The 16,459-nt window shown below is 66.4% G+C and carries 13 protein-coding genes; 9 read left to right on the top strand and 4 right to left on the bottom strand.

Annotated elements, in window-relative coordinates; genetic code table 11:
• Nucleotides 1-30 precede the first annotated feature (30 nt).
• Complete coding sequence (locus tag ACWDTI_RS21040; RefSeq protein WP_449740070.1) at nucleotides 31-1,416, bottom strand: aspartate aminotransferase family protein; 1,386 nt, start codon at nucleotides 1,414-1,416, stop codon at nucleotides 31-33.
• A gap of 333 nt (nucleotides 1,417-1,749) precedes the next feature.
• Between ACWDTI_RS21040 and ACWDTI_RS21035 the strand changes: the two genes are divergently transcribed.
• Both ACWDTI_RS21035 and ACWDTI_RS21030 read left to right on the top strand, forming a co-directional pair.
• Nucleotides 1,750-2,472 (top strand): mycothiol-dependent nitroreductase Rv2466c family protein, encoded by a 723-nt coding sequence (locus ACWDTI_RS21035; RefSeq protein ID WP_449740069.1) that lies wholly within the window; start codon nucleotides 1,750-1,752, stop codon nucleotides 2,470-2,472.
• 89 nt (nucleotides 2,473-2,561) lie between these two features.
• A complete protein-coding gene (locus ACWDTI_RS21030; RefSeq protein ID WP_449740068.1) occupies nucleotides 2,562-5,312 on the top strand; it encodes a cation-translocating P-type ATPase in 2,751 nt (916 codons plus the stop codon).
• Here ACWDTI_RS21030 and ACWDTI_RS21025 read toward each other — a convergent pair.
• The gene (locus ACWDTI_RS21025; RefSeq protein WP_449740067.1) at nucleotides 5,287-6,825 is read right to left on the bottom strand and encodes a class I adenylate-forming enzyme family protein; all 1,539 of its coding nucleotides are present in this window, start codon (nucleotides 6,823-6,825) and stop codon (nucleotides 5,287-5,289) included. The genes ACWDTI_RS21030 and ACWDTI_RS21025 overlap by 26 nt on opposite strands.
• Nucleotides 6,826-6,896: 71 nt before the next feature.
• Between ACWDTI_RS21025 and ACWDTI_RS21020 the strand changes: the two genes are divergently transcribed.
• From ACWDTI_RS21020 to ACWDTI_RS21005, 4 genes are all read left to right on the top strand, one after another.
• The gene (locus ACWDTI_RS21020) at nucleotides 6,897-8,477 is read left to right on the top strand and encodes an FAD-binding oxidoreductase (RefSeq protein WP_449740066.1); all 1,581 of its coding nucleotides are present in this window, start codon (nucleotides 6,897-6,899) and stop codon (nucleotides 8,475-8,477) included.
• Between the two features lie 129 nt (nucleotides 8,478-8,606).
• A complete protein-coding gene (locus tag ACWDTI_RS21015; RefSeq protein ID WP_449740065.1) occupies nucleotides 8,607-10,181 on the top strand; it encodes a DUF222 domain-containing protein in 1,575 nt (524 codons plus the stop codon).
• Nucleotides 10,182-10,247: 66 nt separating this feature from the next.
• On the top strand, nucleotides 10,248-10,886 hold the full coding sequence (locus ACWDTI_RS21010) for a DUF1345 domain-containing protein (RefSeq protein ID WP_449740064.1): 639 nt from the start codon (nucleotides 10,248-10,250) through the stop codon (nucleotides 10,884-10,886).
• A gap of 21 nt (nucleotides 10,887-10,907) precedes the next feature.
• Nucleotides 10,908-11,966: a threonine aldolase family protein gene (locus ACWDTI_RS21005; protein ID WP_449740063.1), complete on the top strand. Its 1,059-nt coding sequence runs from the start codon at nucleotides 10,908-10,910 to the stop codon at nucleotides 11,964-11,966.
• A 49-nt stretch (nucleotides 11,967-12,015) separates the two neighbouring features.
• Here ACWDTI_RS21005 and ACWDTI_RS21000 read toward each other — a convergent pair whose 3' ends face one another.
• On the bottom strand, nucleotides 12,016-12,846 hold the full coding sequence (locus ACWDTI_RS21000; protein WP_449740062.1) for a sulfurtransferase: 831 nt from the start codon (nucleotides 12,844-12,846) through the stop codon (nucleotides 12,016-12,018).
• Nucleotides 12,847-12,920: 74 nt separating this feature from the next.
• On the opposite strand from ACWDTI_RS21000, the gene ACWDTI_RS20995 reads away from it, so the two are divergent.
• The 3 genes from ACWDTI_RS20995 to ACWDTI_RS20985 all read left to right on the top strand — a co-directional run bounded on the left by ACWDTI_RS20995 (nucleotide 12,921) and on the right by ACWDTI_RS20985 (nucleotide 15,673).
• Nucleotides 12,921-13,799: a formate/nitrite transporter family protein gene (locus ACWDTI_RS20995; RefSeq protein ID WP_449740061.1), complete on the top strand. Its 879-nt coding sequence runs from the start codon at nucleotides 12,921-12,923 to the stop codon at nucleotides 13,797-13,799.
• Nucleotides 13,800-13,898: 99 nt separating this feature from the next.
• On the top strand, nucleotides 13,899-14,975 hold the full coding sequence (locus ACWDTI_RS20990; protein WP_449740060.1) for an NAD(P)H-binding protein: 1,077 nt from the start codon (nucleotides 13,899-13,901) through the stop codon (nucleotides 14,973-14,975).
• Nucleotides 14,972-15,673, top strand: coding sequence for a CPBP family intramembrane glutamic endopeptidase (locus ACWDTI_RS20985; RefSeq protein WP_449740059.1), 702 nt, complete (start codon nucleotides 14,972-14,974; stop codon nucleotides 15,671-15,673). The genes ACWDTI_RS20990 and ACWDTI_RS20985 overlap by 4 nt, the downstream gene beginning before the upstream one ends.
• Here the strand turns inward: ACWDTI_RS20985 and ACWDTI_RS20980 are convergent, their stop codons facing one another.
• Complete coding sequence (locus tag ACWDTI_RS20980; protein WP_449740058.1) at nucleotides 15,674-16,453, bottom strand: MBL fold metallo-hydrolase; 780 nt, start codon at nucleotides 16,451-16,453, stop codon at nucleotides 15,674-15,676.
• Nucleotides 16,454-16,459 lie beyond the last annotated feature (6 nt).

Genomic DNA, 16,459 nt, shown 5'->3' with positions numbered 1-16,459 from the left:
TCCTCACGCTCGATGGTGGGTTTCCCCGGTTCAGAGCCGGCGGCTCGCCTCACCCAGGACGTTGTGCAGGATCTGGTAGATCTCGTCGAACTCCTGCGGGCCACAGGTCAGCGGCGGAGCGAGCTGCACCACCGGGTCGCCCCGGTCGTCGGCGCGGCAGTACAGACCGGCCTCCCACAGCGCGGGCGTCAGGTAGCCGCGCAGCAGCCGCTCGGATTCCTCGTCGTTGAAGGTCTCCTTGGTCGCCTTGTCCTTGACGAGTTCGATGCCGTAGAAGAAGCCCTCGCCGCGGACGTCACCGACGATCGGCAGGTCGTACAGCTTCTCCAGCGTTCCGCGGAACACCGGCGCCATCTCCTTCACGTGATCGTTGAGGCCCTCGCGCTCGAAGATGTCGAGGTTGGCCAGCGCGACCGCCGCCGACACCGGATGCCCGCCGAAGGTGTAGCCGTGGGCGAAGGTGGTGCTGCCGTCGTTGAACGGCTCGAACAGCTTGTCGCTGGCGATCATGGCGCCCAACGGCGAGTAGCCGGAGGTGAGGCCCTTGGCGCAGGTGATCAGGTCCGGGACATAGCCGAAGTCGTCGCACGCGAACATCGAACCGATGCGACCGTATGCGCAGATCACCTCGTCCGACACCAGCAGGACGTCGTACTCGTCGCAGATCTCGCGAACCCGCTGGAAGTAGCCGGGCGGCGGCGGGAAGCAACCGCCGGCGTTCTGCACCGGCTCCAGGAAGACCGCGGCCACGGTGTCGGGACCTTCGAACTCGATGGCCTCGGCGATGCGGTCGGCGCAGTAGCGGCCGAAGGCCTCCGGATCAGAGCCGTAGGCTTCGGGTGCGCGGTAGAGGTTGGTGTTCGGCACCCGGAATCCGCCCGGCGTGAGCGGCTCGAACGGCTTCTTGAAATCGGGCAGACCAGTGATCGCCAGCGCGCCCTGAGGGGTGCCGTGGTAGGCGATGGCCCGCGAGATCACCTTGAACTTGCCGGGCTTGCCCTTCAGCTTGAAGTACTGCTTGGCCAGTTTCCAGGCACTCTCGACGGCCTCGCCGCCGCCGGTGGTGAAGAAGACCCGGTTCAGGTCGCCGGGTGCGTATGAGGCGATCCGCTCGGCGAGTTCGATCGCCGGCGGGGTGGCGTACGACCACAGCGGGAAGAAGGAGAGGGTTTCGGCCTGCTTGGCGGCCGCTTCGGCGAGTTCGGCTCGACCATGCCCGACCTGCACCACGAACAGCCCGGACAGGCCGTCGATGTAGCTGTTGCCCTTGTCGTCGAAGATTCGGACACCTTCACCGCGGGTGATGATCGGCGGGGTGATCCCGGCGCCGTGCCGGGCGAAATGTCCCCAGAGGTGGCGGTCCGCGGATGCGGACAGGTCGGTTGAAACGGGTTGTCGTTCTTCAAGAGTCGTCATTGGTTCCTCAAATGGCTCGGTTGTGGATGCATGAGCGGTGGACTGGGTTTCGGTTGGTATCACCCCGGGTGACGTACGGGCGATGCGGTATTCGGTGCGCTCGCCGGTGGGGGTTCGAGTCCCGGCGGGCGTGCCTTGCATCACAACTACATGCGAACACTATGCGGGATTCCGCGATCAAACACAAGAGTTTCGACTGAATCAGTCGCATATGTACGATTTTACTATCGAAATCGCAATCCCTACTGTCCCGCCACACCCCCGCCGCCCCGCCCTCGACGCGTCCGCCCTCGACGCCTCGGACGGTGAGCACGGCCGCGTACCGTCGACGGCATGGCCGACATCAGCTTTTACTTCGACCCGGTGTGCCCGTTCGCGTGGATGACCAGCAAATGGGTCCGACAGGTGCAGGCGCAACGCGACTACGACGTCGAATGGCGGTTCATCTCGCTGCGGCTCCTCAATGCGCACATCGACTATGCCTCGCACTTTCCGCCGGAATACGAGGCCGGGCACACTGCGGGGTTGCGATTGCTGAGAGCGGCGGCCAGCATCCGGCACGAACACGGCACGGCGCCGATGGACCCGCTCTATCGCGCGTTCGGTTCCCGCATCTTCGAGACCCACACGGGCACCTACACCCGGGATGGGCGCGACTATCGCGGCACCCAGGAGTTTCTCGGCCCGATACTCACCGATCTCGGGCTTCCCCCGCACCATGTGAACGCCCTCGACGACACCTCCTTCGACGCCGAGATCCAGGCCGAGACCGATGAGGCGCTATCGCTCACCGGACGTGACGTCGGCACCCCGATCATCTGCTTCCAGCCACCAGACGGTGTCGCGTTCTTCGGGCCCGTGATCAGCCGGCTCCCCAGTGACGACGATGCACTCGTGTTGTGGGATCACGTGATCGGGCTGGCAAGCTTCCCCGGCTTCGCCGAGATCAAGCGCAGCCTCCGGGAGAAGCCACAGCTCAAGGCGTTCGGTGTGGACATCGACGACGTTGGCGCGCAGGAGGATTGGCACGCCGGAAGCCGACGCACGAAGAAGTGACGGGGTCGACGCCCGTACAAGTATCGGAACCCCTCGGTTGAGGAGACAATGAACCGGACCCTTCACCGTCGCCCAGCCAAGGGAATTCCGTGACCCAGACAGAACGTCCCGCCTTTCATACCTCCAGTCCCGCAGCTGTCGTTTCCGACCTTGACGTCGACATCACCCGGGGCCTCTCTTCCGCCGAGGTCACGCAACGGCGGGCGGACTCCGGCGAGAACCGGCTGCGCGAGGAGGCCGGTGAACCCGCGTGGCGCAAGATCCTGCGTCTGCTGGCCGACAAGATGACGATCGTGCTCATCGTCGCGGCAGCGGTGAGCGCCGCGGTCTCGCACGAGTGGGAGACGCCAGTGGTCATCCTGCTGGTGATCACCCTCAACACCGTCCTCAACTATGTCCAGGAATCGAGGGCCGAGGAGAGCCTGAACGCGCTGCGCAACATGTCTGTCGCGCATTCCCGGGTCCGCCGCGACGGGCGCGAGCAGGAGGTGGAGCGAACCGAACTGGTCCCCGGCGACATCGTCCTCCTCGAGGCCGGCGACGCGGTGCCGGCCGACGGCCGTGTGGTGGACGCTGCCCGATTGCAGGTTGCCGAATCGGCGCTCACCGGCGAATCGCAGCCGGTCGACAAGGGCACCGAAGCACTCGACGACCCGGACCTCCCGGTCGGCGACCGCACCAACATGCTCTACATGAACACCGAGATCACCCGCGGCCGCGCGACCATAGTGGTGACCGGTACCGGCATGAACACGCAGATCGGCACCATTGCCGGTCTACTCGGCGCCGCCGGCACCGACCAGACACCGCTTCAGCGCCGAATCGATCAACTGGCCACCATGCTGACGATCATCGCCATAGTCGTCGTCATCATCGTGTTCATCCTGGGCATCGCGCGCGGCGAGTCGTGGTCGGACCTTCTGCTCACCGCGGTATCGCTGGCCGTCGCCACCATCCCCGAGGGGCTGACCGCGGTCGTCGCATTCACCCTGGCCCTCGGCGCCTCCCGCCTGGCCAAGCGCGGTGCCATCATCAAGCAGCTTGCCGCCGTCGAGACCCTTGGCAGTACAACGCAGATCGCCACCGACAAGACCGGAACCCTCACCCTCAACGAGATGACGGTGCGGCGCCTGCTCGCCGGCGGGCAGAGCTTCCGCGTCACCGGCGAGGGTTACGCCACCGACGGCCACATCCTCACCGACAATGAACAACCACTCCCCGACTTCCGCCGTGCGTATCTCGCGATGTCGCTGTGCAATGACGCGTCGGTGAACGACGGCGTGCTGGTCGGCGATCCCACCGAGGGCGCACTCGTCGTGCTCGCCGAGAAAGGCGGCATCGACGTTTCCGGCGCGCGGCAGAGTCATCCCCGCCTCGCCGAGGTGCCCTTCGACTCCGACTACAAGTTCATGGCCACCTTCCATGAGACCACCTCCCCTGCGGAGGGGGACCGAATTCGGTGCTACGCAAAGGGAGCACCCGGGGTGTTGCTCGCACGCGCCAACCGGCTCCGTGACGCCGACGGCGACCGACCGCTCTCCGACGCCGATCGCGACCACATTCGCGCCGCAGTGGATGCGCTTGCCCAGCAGGGCCTCCGGACCTTGATGATGGCTGGTACCACACTCGACACACTGCCCGACGATCCACATGAGTTATTCGCGGCAGTGGACGATCTCGTGGTCTATGCGGTCGTCGGCATTCTCGATCCGCCACGCCCCGAAGCACGGGAGGCGATCAAGGTCGCCCATGCCGCGGGGATCGGTGTCCACATGATCACCGGTGATCACCTCACGACCGCGTCGGCCATTGCCCATGACCTCGGCATCGAGGGTGAATCGATCGCCGGTTCCGGCCTCGACCAGATCGATGACGACGAACTGGTTTCTCGTGGGGAGGGATTCGGCGTGTTGGCGCGGGTGGCGCCGGAACACAAGATCCGCTACGTCGAGGCGCTGCAGAAGGCCGGTGATGTGGTCGCCATGACCGGCGACGGGGTCAACGACGCCCCGGCTCTCAAGCAGGCGGACATCGGCATCGCAATGGGCATCACCGGCACCGACGTCTCCAAGGGTGCAGCGAAGATGATCCTCACCGACGACAACTTCGCGACCATCGTTGCCGCGATTCGCGACGGCCGGGGTATCTACGCCAACATCATCAAGTTCGTGAAGTTCCAGCTCACCACCGCATGGGGTTTCGTGCTGATCTTCCTCACCGCCGGAGTATTCGGCATCGCCGGCGGCGCACCATTCACCGCGCTCCAGATCCTGTGGGTCAACATCATCATGGACGGGCCGCCGGCCCTGGCGCTGGGCGTCGATCCGACCGAACCCGATGTCATGCAACAGAAACCGCGGTCGCCGGCGGAAAAGCTTCTCAACCGCAACCGAATACTGCGCATCCTCACCCTCGGGATCGTCATGGCGATCGGCACCATCCTGGTTCTCGTGTTCGGCGACGACCTCTTCCCGGACGACGCCCAGGATCCGCTGTTCGTCACGACGCTTGCGTTCACGACCTTCGTCTTCTACCAGGTGTTCAACCTGCTCAACGTCCGGTCTGATCGCCGCTCCGTGTTCTCGTTGCAGACGTTCACCAACGGCACCATCTGGATCGCCATAGCCGGAGTGATCGTGCTGCACGTCGCGGTGGTGAATGTCGGCTTCCTGCAGGACCTTTTCGACACGACGACGATGACGGCGACCGAATGGCTGTTCGCGGTGTCGGTGGCGACATCCGTGTTGTGGGTGGAAGAGATCCGGAAGGCCGTGGTGCGCATCGCGTTTCCGGTGAAGGCGGAATCGCCGACGATCAGCGCAACGGATCGCCCCAGCTGATCTGATCGCGGATGGTGTTCTTCAACAGCTTCCCGCCGGCGTTGCGCGGCAACGGTTCCGACGAGGTCACGACGAACTGCGGGATCTTGAAGTCGGCGAGCACTGCCCGGCAATGCTCGAGAACGGCGTCGACATCGAGGTCATCGCCGTCGGAAACCAGTATGGCCCCGACCTTTTCTCCCATCACGTCGTCGGGCACCGGGACCACCGCGGCGTCGACCACACCGGGCGCGGAGAGCAACACCGCCTCCACCTCGATGCTGGAGATGTTCTCGCCGCCGCGATTGATGATGTCCTTGATGCGGTCCACGATGTGTACGCGGCCGGCGCCGTCAGCCCGGACGACATCCCCGGTGTGGAGCCATCCGTCGACGATGGTGGTGGCGTTGGCGTCCGGCCGGTCCCAGTATCCGGTGGTGATGTTTCCGCCACGCACCACGAGTTCTCCGATCGTCGGGTCGTCGGAGATCGGGACGACGCCGATGTCCACCGACGGCACCGCGTAGCCGACCGAGTCGGCATGGTCGACCGCATCCGCGTCGGGGAGAACCGTGATGAGAGAGGCGGATTCGGTCATGCCGTAGCCGTTCATCACCGTCGCCTGAACGAATGCTTCCTTGATTTGGAGTACCAGCGACGGAGCGATGGGCGCGCCCCCGTAACCGACGGACCGCACGCCCGACACGTCGGCGTCGGCAAAGGCGGGATTTCGCAGCAGTAGTGAGTACACGGCGGGAACGGTCACCATGAATCCGATGCGTTCGGCGACAAGGACTTCCGGTAGCGAAGCGACATCGAGCACCGGCATGATCACCGATGTTCCACCTACGTACGCGGCCACCAGGAACTGCGAGTTGCATCCGGTCACATGGAACAGCGGCACCGAGATCAGTGTCCGCATCGCGGTTCCAGCGTCCCGCGGTATGCCGAGGCATCGAATCATGTTCTCGGCGTTGGTGACAAACGCCTCGTGTGTCGTCGGAACGCCCTTGGGCCGTCCGGTGGTGCCCGACGTGTAGAAGAACGCTGCCACGTCACTCGCCTGAATCCCGGTGATCACATACGGATCACCGTCGGGCAGCGGGGTGCCGGGGGCGAGATCGACAGTGACCCCCGCGTCGTCGAGGACGAAGGCCACCTCGGGTTCGGCCATGCGCGTGTTGACCGCCACCACCACGCCGCCCGCGAGCAGGATGCCCCAGAACGCAAGGGCCCAGTCGACGCCGGCGGCGTATCGGATGGCGACGCGATCACCGTGACGCACGCCGTCGGCGCGCAGCCCGCCGGCCACGCGCGTTGCCGCAGCCCACAGTTCGTCGTACGTGAGCCGTCGCCCACCGAGTTCGACCACCGCCTCGTCACCCGACTGGGTGTCGACCCGCCGCCGCAGCACATCGATGAGGGACTCCGGGATGTCTGCGTAATGCGGAACTCCGGCGTCGTCCCGGATGATGCCGTCCTGGCCGAACGGATTGTGGGCACGACTGATCTCGATGACGGCGGTGTCGGTCATCATTCGTTTCTACCCCGGCCGGCCGGTGACCGTGGCATCTTGACGATGTACCGCGACGGAAGGCGACGACGATGCCGTCACGCAGCTGGTGGGGCTGGGGCACCGACGAGAGTGCACTCACGTCCACCGAAGTCGAGTCCCTCGTGCGCAGGGTGGCGGAGTTGATGCCCGACCACGATTTCACCGATCACCCACCGCCCGATCCACACGGACTCGCGGTGCCCGCACCCCGGGTGTCACCGCCGGCGACGCTGGCCACCGTGTTCTCCGACGACGTCATCGATCGACTCTCACACGCCCGCGGCAAGGCATTTCGCGACGTGGTCCGCAATCTGCACGGCGACGTGTCCCATGTGCCCGACCTCGTCGCGAGGCCGACCACCGAACACGACATCGTCGACATCCTCGAGTTCTGCGCCGAGACGGGCATCGCCTGTATCCCGTACGGGGGCGGGAGTTCCGTGGTGGGCGGTGTCGAACCGCGCTTCGACGAGCCGGCCATCACCCTCGACCTCGAACGCCTCGATCGGGTTGTGGAGATCGACCGGGTCAGCCGCGCTGCCCGCATTCAGGCGGGCGCGCTCGGCCCGCACCTCGAGAACCAGCTGCGGCCGGCCGGGCTGACCCTGCGGCACTTCCCGCAATCCTTCGAGTTCTCCACCCTCGGCGGCTGGCTCGCCACCCGGGCGGGCGGACACTTCGCCACGTTGTACACCCATATCGACGACCTCACCGAGTCCATCCGCGTGGTGACCCCGGCGGGGATCAGCGAGTCCCGGCGCCTCCCCGGCAGCGGTGCCGGCCCGTCGCCCGATCGCCTGTTCCTCGGGTCCGAGGGCACGCTGGGAGTCATCACCGAGGCGTGGATGCGGCTGCAGGAACGGCCACGATTCGGGACGACGGTGTCGATCGGATTCGACTCGTACCCGCACGCGGTGACCGCCACGCGGGCCATCGCACAGGCCGGCCTCTACCCGTCCAATTGCCGTCTGCTCGATCCGGCCGAAGCCTTCATCAACGCGGCCGCCGACTCCCCCGGTGGCATGCTCATCGTGGCGTTCGAATCGGCCGATCATCCGGTCGACGCATGGATCGAGCGGGCAGTGGAGATCGCCCTCGAAAACCACGGTCGCGTGCTGTCGCGGCGGGGCAGGGATGAGCAGACTGCCGATTCCTCGGCTGCCTGGCGATCGGCGTTTCTCCGCATGCCCTATCAACGTGACGCCCTGGCGCGACGCAGCATGATCGTCGAGACCTTCGAAACCGCCTGCACGTGGAGCGGTTTCGACCCGCTCCATGCCGCGGTCACGTCAGCCGCCAATGAGGCCGTGCAACAGATCTGCGGGGCCGGCGTCGTCACGTGCCGGTTCACGCACGTCTATCCCGACGGGCCTGCCCCGTACTACAGCATCTATGCGCCAGGTCGCTGGGGCTCCACGGTCGCGCAGTGGGACGAGATCAAATCCGCTGTGTCCGAGGAGATCTCCGCCAACGGCGGAACCATCACCCATCATCATGCCGTCGGACGGGACCATCGCCCGTGGTACGACACACAACGCCCAGACCCGTTCGCCGCGGCATTGCGTGCAGCCAAGGGTGCGCTTGACCCCGCCGGAATCCTCAATCCCGGCGTCTTGATGGGACAGACCTGACAACGGTTGGTCGAGGCGATCGGCGAGCGACGAAGTGCCATTCTGGTCCGAATCAACCCTTGCCGGGCGCTCTCATCTCCGGTAGACTTTCGAACATCAGTTCGAGTGACTTACTTGGGGAGGGGCTCGATGACCAGCGACACCGCAACCAGCGACAGCGATATTGTCGGGCTCTACCGGGAGCTCGACGACCTGCTCGATCGGATCGCCGCCGTCGATGCCACCCCGGCCTCCGCCGACGACATCGTGGCAGTCGCCGAAACCCATGAACGCTCCGCGCGGCGGATGAGTTTCTACGGGTTGCAGCGGGTGCTGGAGTGTTCGGACCGCAACATCGTCGCCGAGGAAGGCTACCGGTCCCTCAGCGATTTCATGGTGGACCGGTTGCGGATCACCGACCCCGGCCGACGCCGCAAGCAGATGGCGGCACTGCTGGCCCTGCACTCGCTGAGCGGGGAGAAGCTCGACCCACCATGCCCGACCCTGGCCGAGGCCTACGCCGAGGGCGCGATCGGTGTCGATCACGCGGTCACGGTGATCACCGTGCTCGACAAACTCCCCACCACCATTGATGCCGAGCAACGAGCCGCGGCCGAAGAGTTGATGGCCGACTACGCCCGCGTACACACGCCGAAAGAGTTGACCACCCTCGGTGCCCGCCTGCTGGCCCACCTCGACCCCGACGGCGCCCTGACCGACGATAACGATCGGGCCCGCCGACGCAGCCTGCACCTGTCCAAGCAGGACGCACAGTTGATGAGCACCCTGGAAGGGCAGTTGGATCCGGTCACCCGCGCCCTGTTGGATGTGGTGCTCGACGCGTGGGCCGCGCCGGGGATGAACCACCCCGACGACGACGCATCACCCAAGGGCAGCAAGGACGACGCCGATCCCGAGGCCCTCAAGCAGGCGGCCGAGCGGGACCTCCGCACTCCCGGGCAACGTAACCACGACGCCCTGCACGCCCTGCTGCAGGCGGTCGCCGACGGCGGGCTGTTGGGCAAGAGTCACCGCGGGCTGCCGCCACATCTGATCATCACCATCAGCGAAACCGAACTGCGCGAACGCGCCGGGGTGGGCACCACCGCGGGTGGGGCTCTCCTGCCGATCGCCGATGTGATCGAGTTGGCGGCCGAAGCCCACCAGCATTTGGCGGTGTTTGCCGACCACACTGCCCAACCGTTGTATCTGGGGCGGGCCAATCGGTTCGCCAGTCAGGCCCAGCGGATGATGCTGCTGGCCCGCGACGGCGCCACCTGTACCTGCCCGGGTTGTAGTCAGCCGTTCACCCACACCGAAGCCCACCACGCCGAACAAGACTGGGCCGACGGCGGGCTCACCGACATCCAGGATCTGGCCGCGGCCTGCCCGACCCACAACCGGATGGTCGGCGACAAACCCGGCCAGTGGTCGACCCACATCATCACCGACGGACCCGATGCCGGACGGCCCGCCTGGACGCGTAACACCAAACGCGGGAAAGGTAAAGGTCGTCCGCGGGTCCGGGTGGATCGCACCAGGGAGGTGGCCGAAGCGTTCGCCCGCCACCGCCGCCACCCAGACCGGCGCAGATCACCCCAGAATCGTTCCGGCACAAGTGAACCCAAAACCCCGACCGGACCGCCCGGACACCCCGAGGAACGCCGACGCGTCCCCCGCCTCATCGCCTCCGGGTGGGCCGTCAACAGAATCGATCTCGCGTAGCACCTCGCCACCAACCCGGTGGCGAGGCACTCGCGCATGCGGCGCCGACCGTCGCACAATGGCCCCATGCGAATCATGCCTCACACCGCACCAGCCCGAGCGCTCCTCGCACTGGTCGTGGGCAGCATCGTCGGGGCGATCGTCGGCAGCGTAGCCACCGACACAGGACTCGGGGTGCTCTCCGGCATCGTCGTCACCGGAGGGACGTTCCTCGCCTTGGGCTGGACCGGCCTGTGGCCGATGGACAGTGACGAGACCCGCGAACGAGCGCGGCGAGAAGGCTACGAGCCGCGCACCGACGAACTGATCGTGGTGATCGCCGCCCTTGCCGCTCTCGGCGGCATCGTCGCGCTGCTCATCGAGGGCGGCTCGCGGGCCGGATGGCTACCGGCGGCGCTCGCTCTCGCGGGGGTGTTCGCCGCTTGGGGCAGTCTGCACCTGATGTACGCGGTGCGTTACGCCTACCACTTCTTCGACGACGCAGAACCTGGCGGCATCGACTTCAATTCGTCTGATCCACCGACGTTTCGCGACTTCTTCTACTTCAGTTACAACCTCGGCATGACCTACCAGGTATCGGATACCAGTGTCTCCGACCCCGAGATCCGCGCGGTCGCGTTGCGACACTGTCTGCTCTCGTATCTCTTCGGCGCGGTCATCCTGGCGACGACCATCAACCTGGTCGCCGGCATTGTCACCGGTTGATCGCGGCTACGCTGGATGATCATGACGCCGACCACCTTGGACTTCAGCTCGGACAATCACGCCGGAATCCACGCCGAGGTGCTTTCTGCGATCACCGCGGCCAACGCCGGGTATCAACCGGCGTACGGCGGAGACAGCACCACCGAACGCCTCCGCGAGGTGGTCGTACAGCACTTCGGCGACGAGGCCCAGGCGTTCCCGGTGTTCAACGGGACGGGTGCCAATGTGGTTGCGCTGCAATCCATGCTTCCGCGGTGGGGTGCCGTCATCACATCCGCGGTCGCGCACATCAACACCGACGAGGGCGGTGCACCGGAAAAGGTCGCCGGCATCAAGATGCTTGGTGTACACACACCGGACGGGAAGCTGACGCCGGAACTCATCGACCGTGAGGCGTGGGGTTGGGGCGACGAGCACCGATCACAGCCGGCGGTCGTATCCATCACGCAGACCACCGAATTCGGGACCGTCTACACGCCGGAGGAGTTGGCCGCGGTCTGCGAGCACGCGCATGCGCTGGACATGACGGTGCACATGGACGGCTCGAGGATCGCCAATGCCGCTGCGGCGCTTGATCTACCACTGCAGACCTGCACCCGCGACGTCGGCGTCGACATCCTCAGCTTCGGCGGCACCAAGAACGGCGCATTGGCCGCCGAGGCCGTGATCGTGCTCAATCCCGATGCGGCACAGGGGCTGTCCTACCTCCGCAAGTTCGACATGCAGTTGTCGTCGAAGATGCGCTTCATCTCCGCACAGCTGCTGGCGCTGCTCGAGGGCGACCTGTACCGACGAAATGCGGCCCACGCCAATGCCATGGCGCAGCGCCTCCGATCCGGCATCGAGGCCGGGCTGACATTCGGCGCGATGAAGGGTATCGATTTCGCCCAGCCGACCGATGCCAACGCCGTCTTCGCCGAACTCCCGGACGGAGTCGCCGACCGGTTACGCAAGCATGCCGCCTTCCACAGCTGGCCGGGCAGCCCGAATCTGGTGCGGTGGATGTGCAGCTTCGCCACCACCCCGGACGAAGTCGATGCGTTCCTGGAGGCGATCGCCGCGGTGACGGCCTCTGCATGAGGCGCGAAGGGTCCGAGCACGGTCCCCTCCGCCGCCGGCACGGTTCAGCTCACTCCCCCGTCGCCGCCGCGCGTTCCGGGTCCGACGACCACTGCGACCACGAGCCGGGAAACAGTGTGGCACCACCGAATCCGGCTATTTCCAGTGCCGCGATCTGGTGAGCAGCGTTCACCCCGGACCCGCAGTACGTGATCACCGCCTCGCCCTCGCGGACACCAAGGGTCGAAAATCTTTCGCGAAGAATATCTTTCGGGAGAAACCGCTGATCATCGCCCAGGTTCGCGGCCGTCGGCGCGCTGACCGCACCCGGGATGTGCCCGGCGCGCGGATCGACGGGCTCGACCTCCCCGCGGAACCGTTCCGGCGCGCGCGCATCCAACACGAGCGTGCCGGTCGCCGCGACCTCGTCGATCTCGGCGACCGGCAGTGCGCCGGGACGAAGCGTGACGGATCCGGTACGTGGCGTGGTGTCGCCGCGCGACAGCCGGAATCCCGCGGACTGCCAGGCGCCGAGCCCACCGTCGAGCAACGTCACGTCGACCAGACCCGCCCACCGCAGCAACCACCACGCGCGGGCCGAGGCGAGGTTGCCGATGTCGTCGTAGACGACGACGCGCGACGTGTCGTCGATACCCCACCGGCTCGCCGATGCCTGCAGCAGGGCGGCGTCGGGAAGCGGATGGCGTCCCCGCTCGGCCGACGGCGCGGCGGCGAGTTCGGTGTCGAGGTCGACATAGACGGCACCGGGAATGTGCCCCTCGCGGTACCGCTCGTGACCACGGTTGTCGCCGAGCCTCCAGCGCACGTCGAGCACAACCGGCGGATGATCGGAGAGTAACGCCTCGGCCAACTCGTCGACCGTGATCAGCACCTTGGGCATGGCTGCCACCCTACCGAGGCGGCATTCCCGCCGGAACCGCTGCTCAGAGCACCGCGCTGTGGGACCGTTGACACATGGCGGGTACCGAGTTCGATGTGAACAAGCTATTCCCGGGCAAGTTCTTCATCAGCACGACTCTCGATGTCCTCGAGTCGAAGAAGAAGATGACCGGCCACCTGCGGCGCCGGTACATCCAGCGGGCGGCGATGGCCGGCGTCATCATCGCGTTGTTCTACGTCATCAACTACACGATCGTGGCCGCCTTCGACGGCATGGGCATCACCCCGGAACAGTGGCACCCCGTCGGCAAACTGATCGGCGCCGCCGCGTTCGGCTGGGCGCTGGTGTTCATCTACTACTCGAAGTCCGAACTGCTGACGTCGACGATGATGATCGTGTCGATCGGCGCCTACTACCGCCGCGTCACACCCATGCTGGTGATCCGCATCCTCGGATTCTGCTATCTCGGCAACTTCCTCGGCGGGCTGTTCATCGCGCTCTTGCTGAAGGGCAGCACCATCATCAACGAGAGCGTGCTCAGGGCGATGGAGCACTCGGTGGATGTCAAACTGGGCTACCTGAGCCACGGTTTCTCGGGCTGGCTCGATCTCCTTGTCCGCGCGATCCTCTGTAATTTCATGATCAACCTGGCAATGCTGTTGGTGTACAACGGTTATCTGCAAGAGGACATGGCGAAGGTGTTCTCGATGATCACCGCGGTGTTCGTGTTCGCCTACCTCGATTTCGAGCATTCGGTCGCCAACACGGTGCTCTTCCTGGTCGTCGGCTTCCAGCACGGGATCGACGTGCCTCTCGCTCTCGGCAATCTGGGAATCGTGTTGCTGGGCAATGCCATCGGCGGTGGCATACTCATCGGGTTCTACTACGCGTGGGTCAACGACGAGCGCGACCGGCATCTGCCGCGACTGCGGCATCGCCACACTGACGACTAGCAACCGCCGCCGTTACCACTCCGTGATCGCCGTTGCGGTTGCATTGCTGCATGCCCGTCGCGCCTGCCGCACAGCGTGATTCGGTCCTACCGTCGCAGTATGCGAGCTTTGGTCACCGGCGCAACCGGTTATGTCGGATCCCGATTGGTGTGTGCTCTTCTGGCGGCCGGTCACGAACTGGTGGTCACCAGCCACAATCCGGTGTCGGTGCAACGCTTCCCGTGGTCGGACACCGTGACCACGGCCGAGATGGATGTCGACGACGCCGCCTCCGTCTCCGATGCGGTACACGGCGCGGGACCGGTCGACGTGCTGTACTACCTCGTCCACGGCATCGGCCGTTCCGACTTCGACGAGGCCGATGCCCGGGCAGCACAGGCTGTCGCGCGGGCCGCGGATTCTGCCGGCGTCAAGCGGATCGTCTACCTCGGAGGGTTCGTCCCCGAAGGCGACCGGCAGGGGCTCTCGGCGCATCTACGGTCCCGGGCCGCAGTGGGCGACGCCCTCGACATCGAGGGAGGTCCGGAGTTGGTCTGGCTGCGAGCCGCAGCGATCCTGGGCGCCGGGTCGACGTCGTTCGAGATCATCCGCTATGTCGCCGACCGGCTCGCGGTCATCCCGGAACCCGACTGGGCGGATAACCCCATGGACCCGATCTCGGTGCGCGACGTCGTGCACTATCTGGTCGCGGTGGCCGATCAGGCCGTGCCCGCCGGTTCCTACGACATCGCCGGCCCCGACGAAGGTGCCCGGTATCGGACCGTCCTGTCGGAGTACCTGCACGCCGTGCGTCAGCCCCGCCTGCGGATACGGATTCCCCACGTCAGTGCGCGGATCGCCGGTCGTGTCGCCGGTCTGCTCGTGCCGGTTCCGACGTCGCTGACCGCTGACCTCGTCACGTCACTGGATCACCCGATGCATGCATCGGAGCACGCGATCCGGGATCTGGTGCCCGACCCGCCCGGCGGACTGACCTCGATGCGTGAGGCGGTTCACCGCGCGGTGCACACTCCCGCACCGCGCGCGGTCGACGCGCTCGGCGACCTTCACCACCTCGCCGACACCGACCCGGAATGGGCGGGCGGGGACCTCATGCGACTACGTCGGAGGGCCGGCACCGTGGTCGAGGTGGCAACACGACCCATGCGAAGCGTGGTATCGATGCTGACGGGATGATCACCGCACCGCAGATCTTGCACGACGTCACCGCCCAGGCGCCCGACACCACCGTCGACAGCCCGGGCGGTCTTCGCCGACGACGCATCGTCGTTGCCGTCTTCCTCGTCGTGGGCGCGGTCATCCTCGGGTTCTCGCTGTCGTCGGAGCCCGGCGACGCGTCGTTTTATCCGCTGACCGTCGCGCTGGGTGTGACGTGGATTGTCGGCGGATTCCTGTCCGGGCCGATCCGGCTCGGCCACTTCGGTTTCGGGTCCGAACGCAGCACGGGTGGAGCGACGGCGCTCGGTCTCGTCTTCGGGCTGGCGGTCGGTGCCGCCTTCGTCGTCGGGGCGCTGATCACCCGCGAGATCCCCGTATTGAGCGATCTCGTCACGGATGTCTTGGCGCTGCGCGGCCAGGACAGTCTGCTGGCCGTCACGCTGATCACCCTCGGTAACGGGCTGGCCGAAGAGATCTTCTTCCGCGGAGCCGTGTACTCGGCGGTGCAACGCCACTGGCCCATCGTCGTCTCCACGGCCCTGTACACCGCGGCGACGCTGGCCAGCGGCAACCCGATGCTGGGCTTCGCCGCGGTCATCCTCGGCGCAGTGTGCGCGGTGTTGCGCCGCTGCACCGACGGTGTCCTCGCGCCCATCTGCACGCACGTCGTGTGGGGTGCGATCGTGCTGTTTGCACTCCCGCCGATCTTCGGCTGACTACAGGCTCTCCCCGGGCTCCAGCTCGACGGCGTCGACATCACGCTCGGCCGCGAGCCGCACGAACTCTCCGCCGGGCGCATCGAACAACTCGCGGCGGACGGTATCCATCCCCAGCGGCCATAGGGTCCCGAAGTGGATCGGCACCGCACGCCGCGCCTGGATGCGCTCGGCTGCCACCGCCGCCCGCGTCGGGTCCATGTGGCCGACGCCCAGCGTCGGACCCCAGCCGCCGACCGGTAGCAGCGCCAGATCGGGCTGGTGCACCCAGTCGTCGAGATCGGCATACAGGTCGGTGTCCCCGGCGAAGTACGTGGTCGCATCTCCTGTCACCACGTATCCGAGCGCGGCGGTCTCCTCCGGTCCCCGCCGCCATCGTCGCCCGTCATGGTCGGCGGGCACCGCGCGGATGGCCACGTCGGCGATCGGCACCTCGTCTCCCGCGCGGACCTCGATCAGCCGCGCACCCATGCGTCGCAATGCCGGGAAGACGTCGGGTGCACGACGTGGCACCACGATGGGGAAGTCGCCGCGGAGTCGCCGCAACGACGGTAGGTGGGTGTGGTCGGCGTGCAGATGGGACAAGATGACGACGTCCGGTGTGAACACCTCCGGATCGGTCGGGACTCCGCCGCGTCGCCGTCGCAGGTGAGCGACCCGCGCGGTCAGGATCGGGTCGGTCAGCACCGTTGTCCCGCGATCGGTGAGGGCGACGCTGGCGTGGCCCAGCCAGCGGACGCGGGGCCGCGTCGACTGTTGATCCGGCGGGTCATCGGCCATACGCAC

The organism is Gordonia sp. NPDC003424 (assembly GCF_053588655.1).
This window is presented reverse-complemented; position numbering and strand designations above follow the sequence as displayed.

Bases quoted from the DNA above. Each gene is read 5' to 3' on its own strand.
- ACWDTI_RS21040 (WP_449740070.1), bottom strand. From the start codon at position 1,416: ATGACGACTCTTGAAGAACGACAACCCGTTTCAACCGACCTGTCCGCA.
- ACWDTI_RS21035 (WP_449740069.1), top strand. From the start codon at position 1,750: ATGGCCGACATCAGCTTTTACTTCGACCCGGTGTGCCCGTTCGCGTGG.
- ACWDTI_RS21025 (WP_449740067.1), bottom strand. From the start codon at position 6,825: ATGACCGACACCGCCGTCATCGAGATCAGTCGTGCCCACAATCCGTTC.
- ACWDTI_RS21020 (WP_449740066.1), top strand. From the start codon at position 6,897: ATGCCGTCACGCAGCTGGTGGGGCTGGGGCACCGACGAGAGTGCACTC.
- ACWDTI_RS21015 (WP_449740065.1), top strand. From the start codon at position 8,607: ATGACCAGCGACACCGCAACCAGCGACAGCGATATTGTCGGGCTCTAC.
- ACWDTI_RS21010 (WP_449740064.1), top strand. From the start codon at position 10,248: ATGCGAATCATGCCTCACACCGCACCAGCCCGAGCGCTCCTCGCACTG.
- ACWDTI_RS21005 (WP_449740063.1), top strand. From the start codon at position 10,908: ATGACGCCGACCACCTTGGACTTCAGCTCGGACAATCACGCCGGAATC.
- ACWDTI_RS21000 (WP_449740062.1), bottom strand. From the start codon at position 12,846: ATGCCCAAGGTGCTGATCACGGTCGACGAGTTGGCCGAGGCGTTACTC.
- ACWDTI_RS20995 (WP_449740061.1), top strand. From the start codon at position 12,921: ATGGCGGGTACCGAGTTCGATGTGAACAAGCTATTCCCGGGCAAGTTC.
- ACWDTI_RS20990 (WP_449740060.1), top strand. From the start codon at position 13,899: ATGCGAGCTTTGGTCACCGGCGCAACCGGTTATGTCGGATCCCGATTG.
- ACWDTI_RS20985 (WP_449740059.1), top strand. From the start codon at position 14,972: ATGATCACCGCACCGCAGATCTTGCACGACGTCACCGCCCAGGCGCCC.
- ACWDTI_RS20980 (WP_449740058.1), bottom strand. From the start codon at position 16,453: ATGGCCGATGACCCGCCGGATCAACAGTCGACGCGGCCCCGCGTCCGC.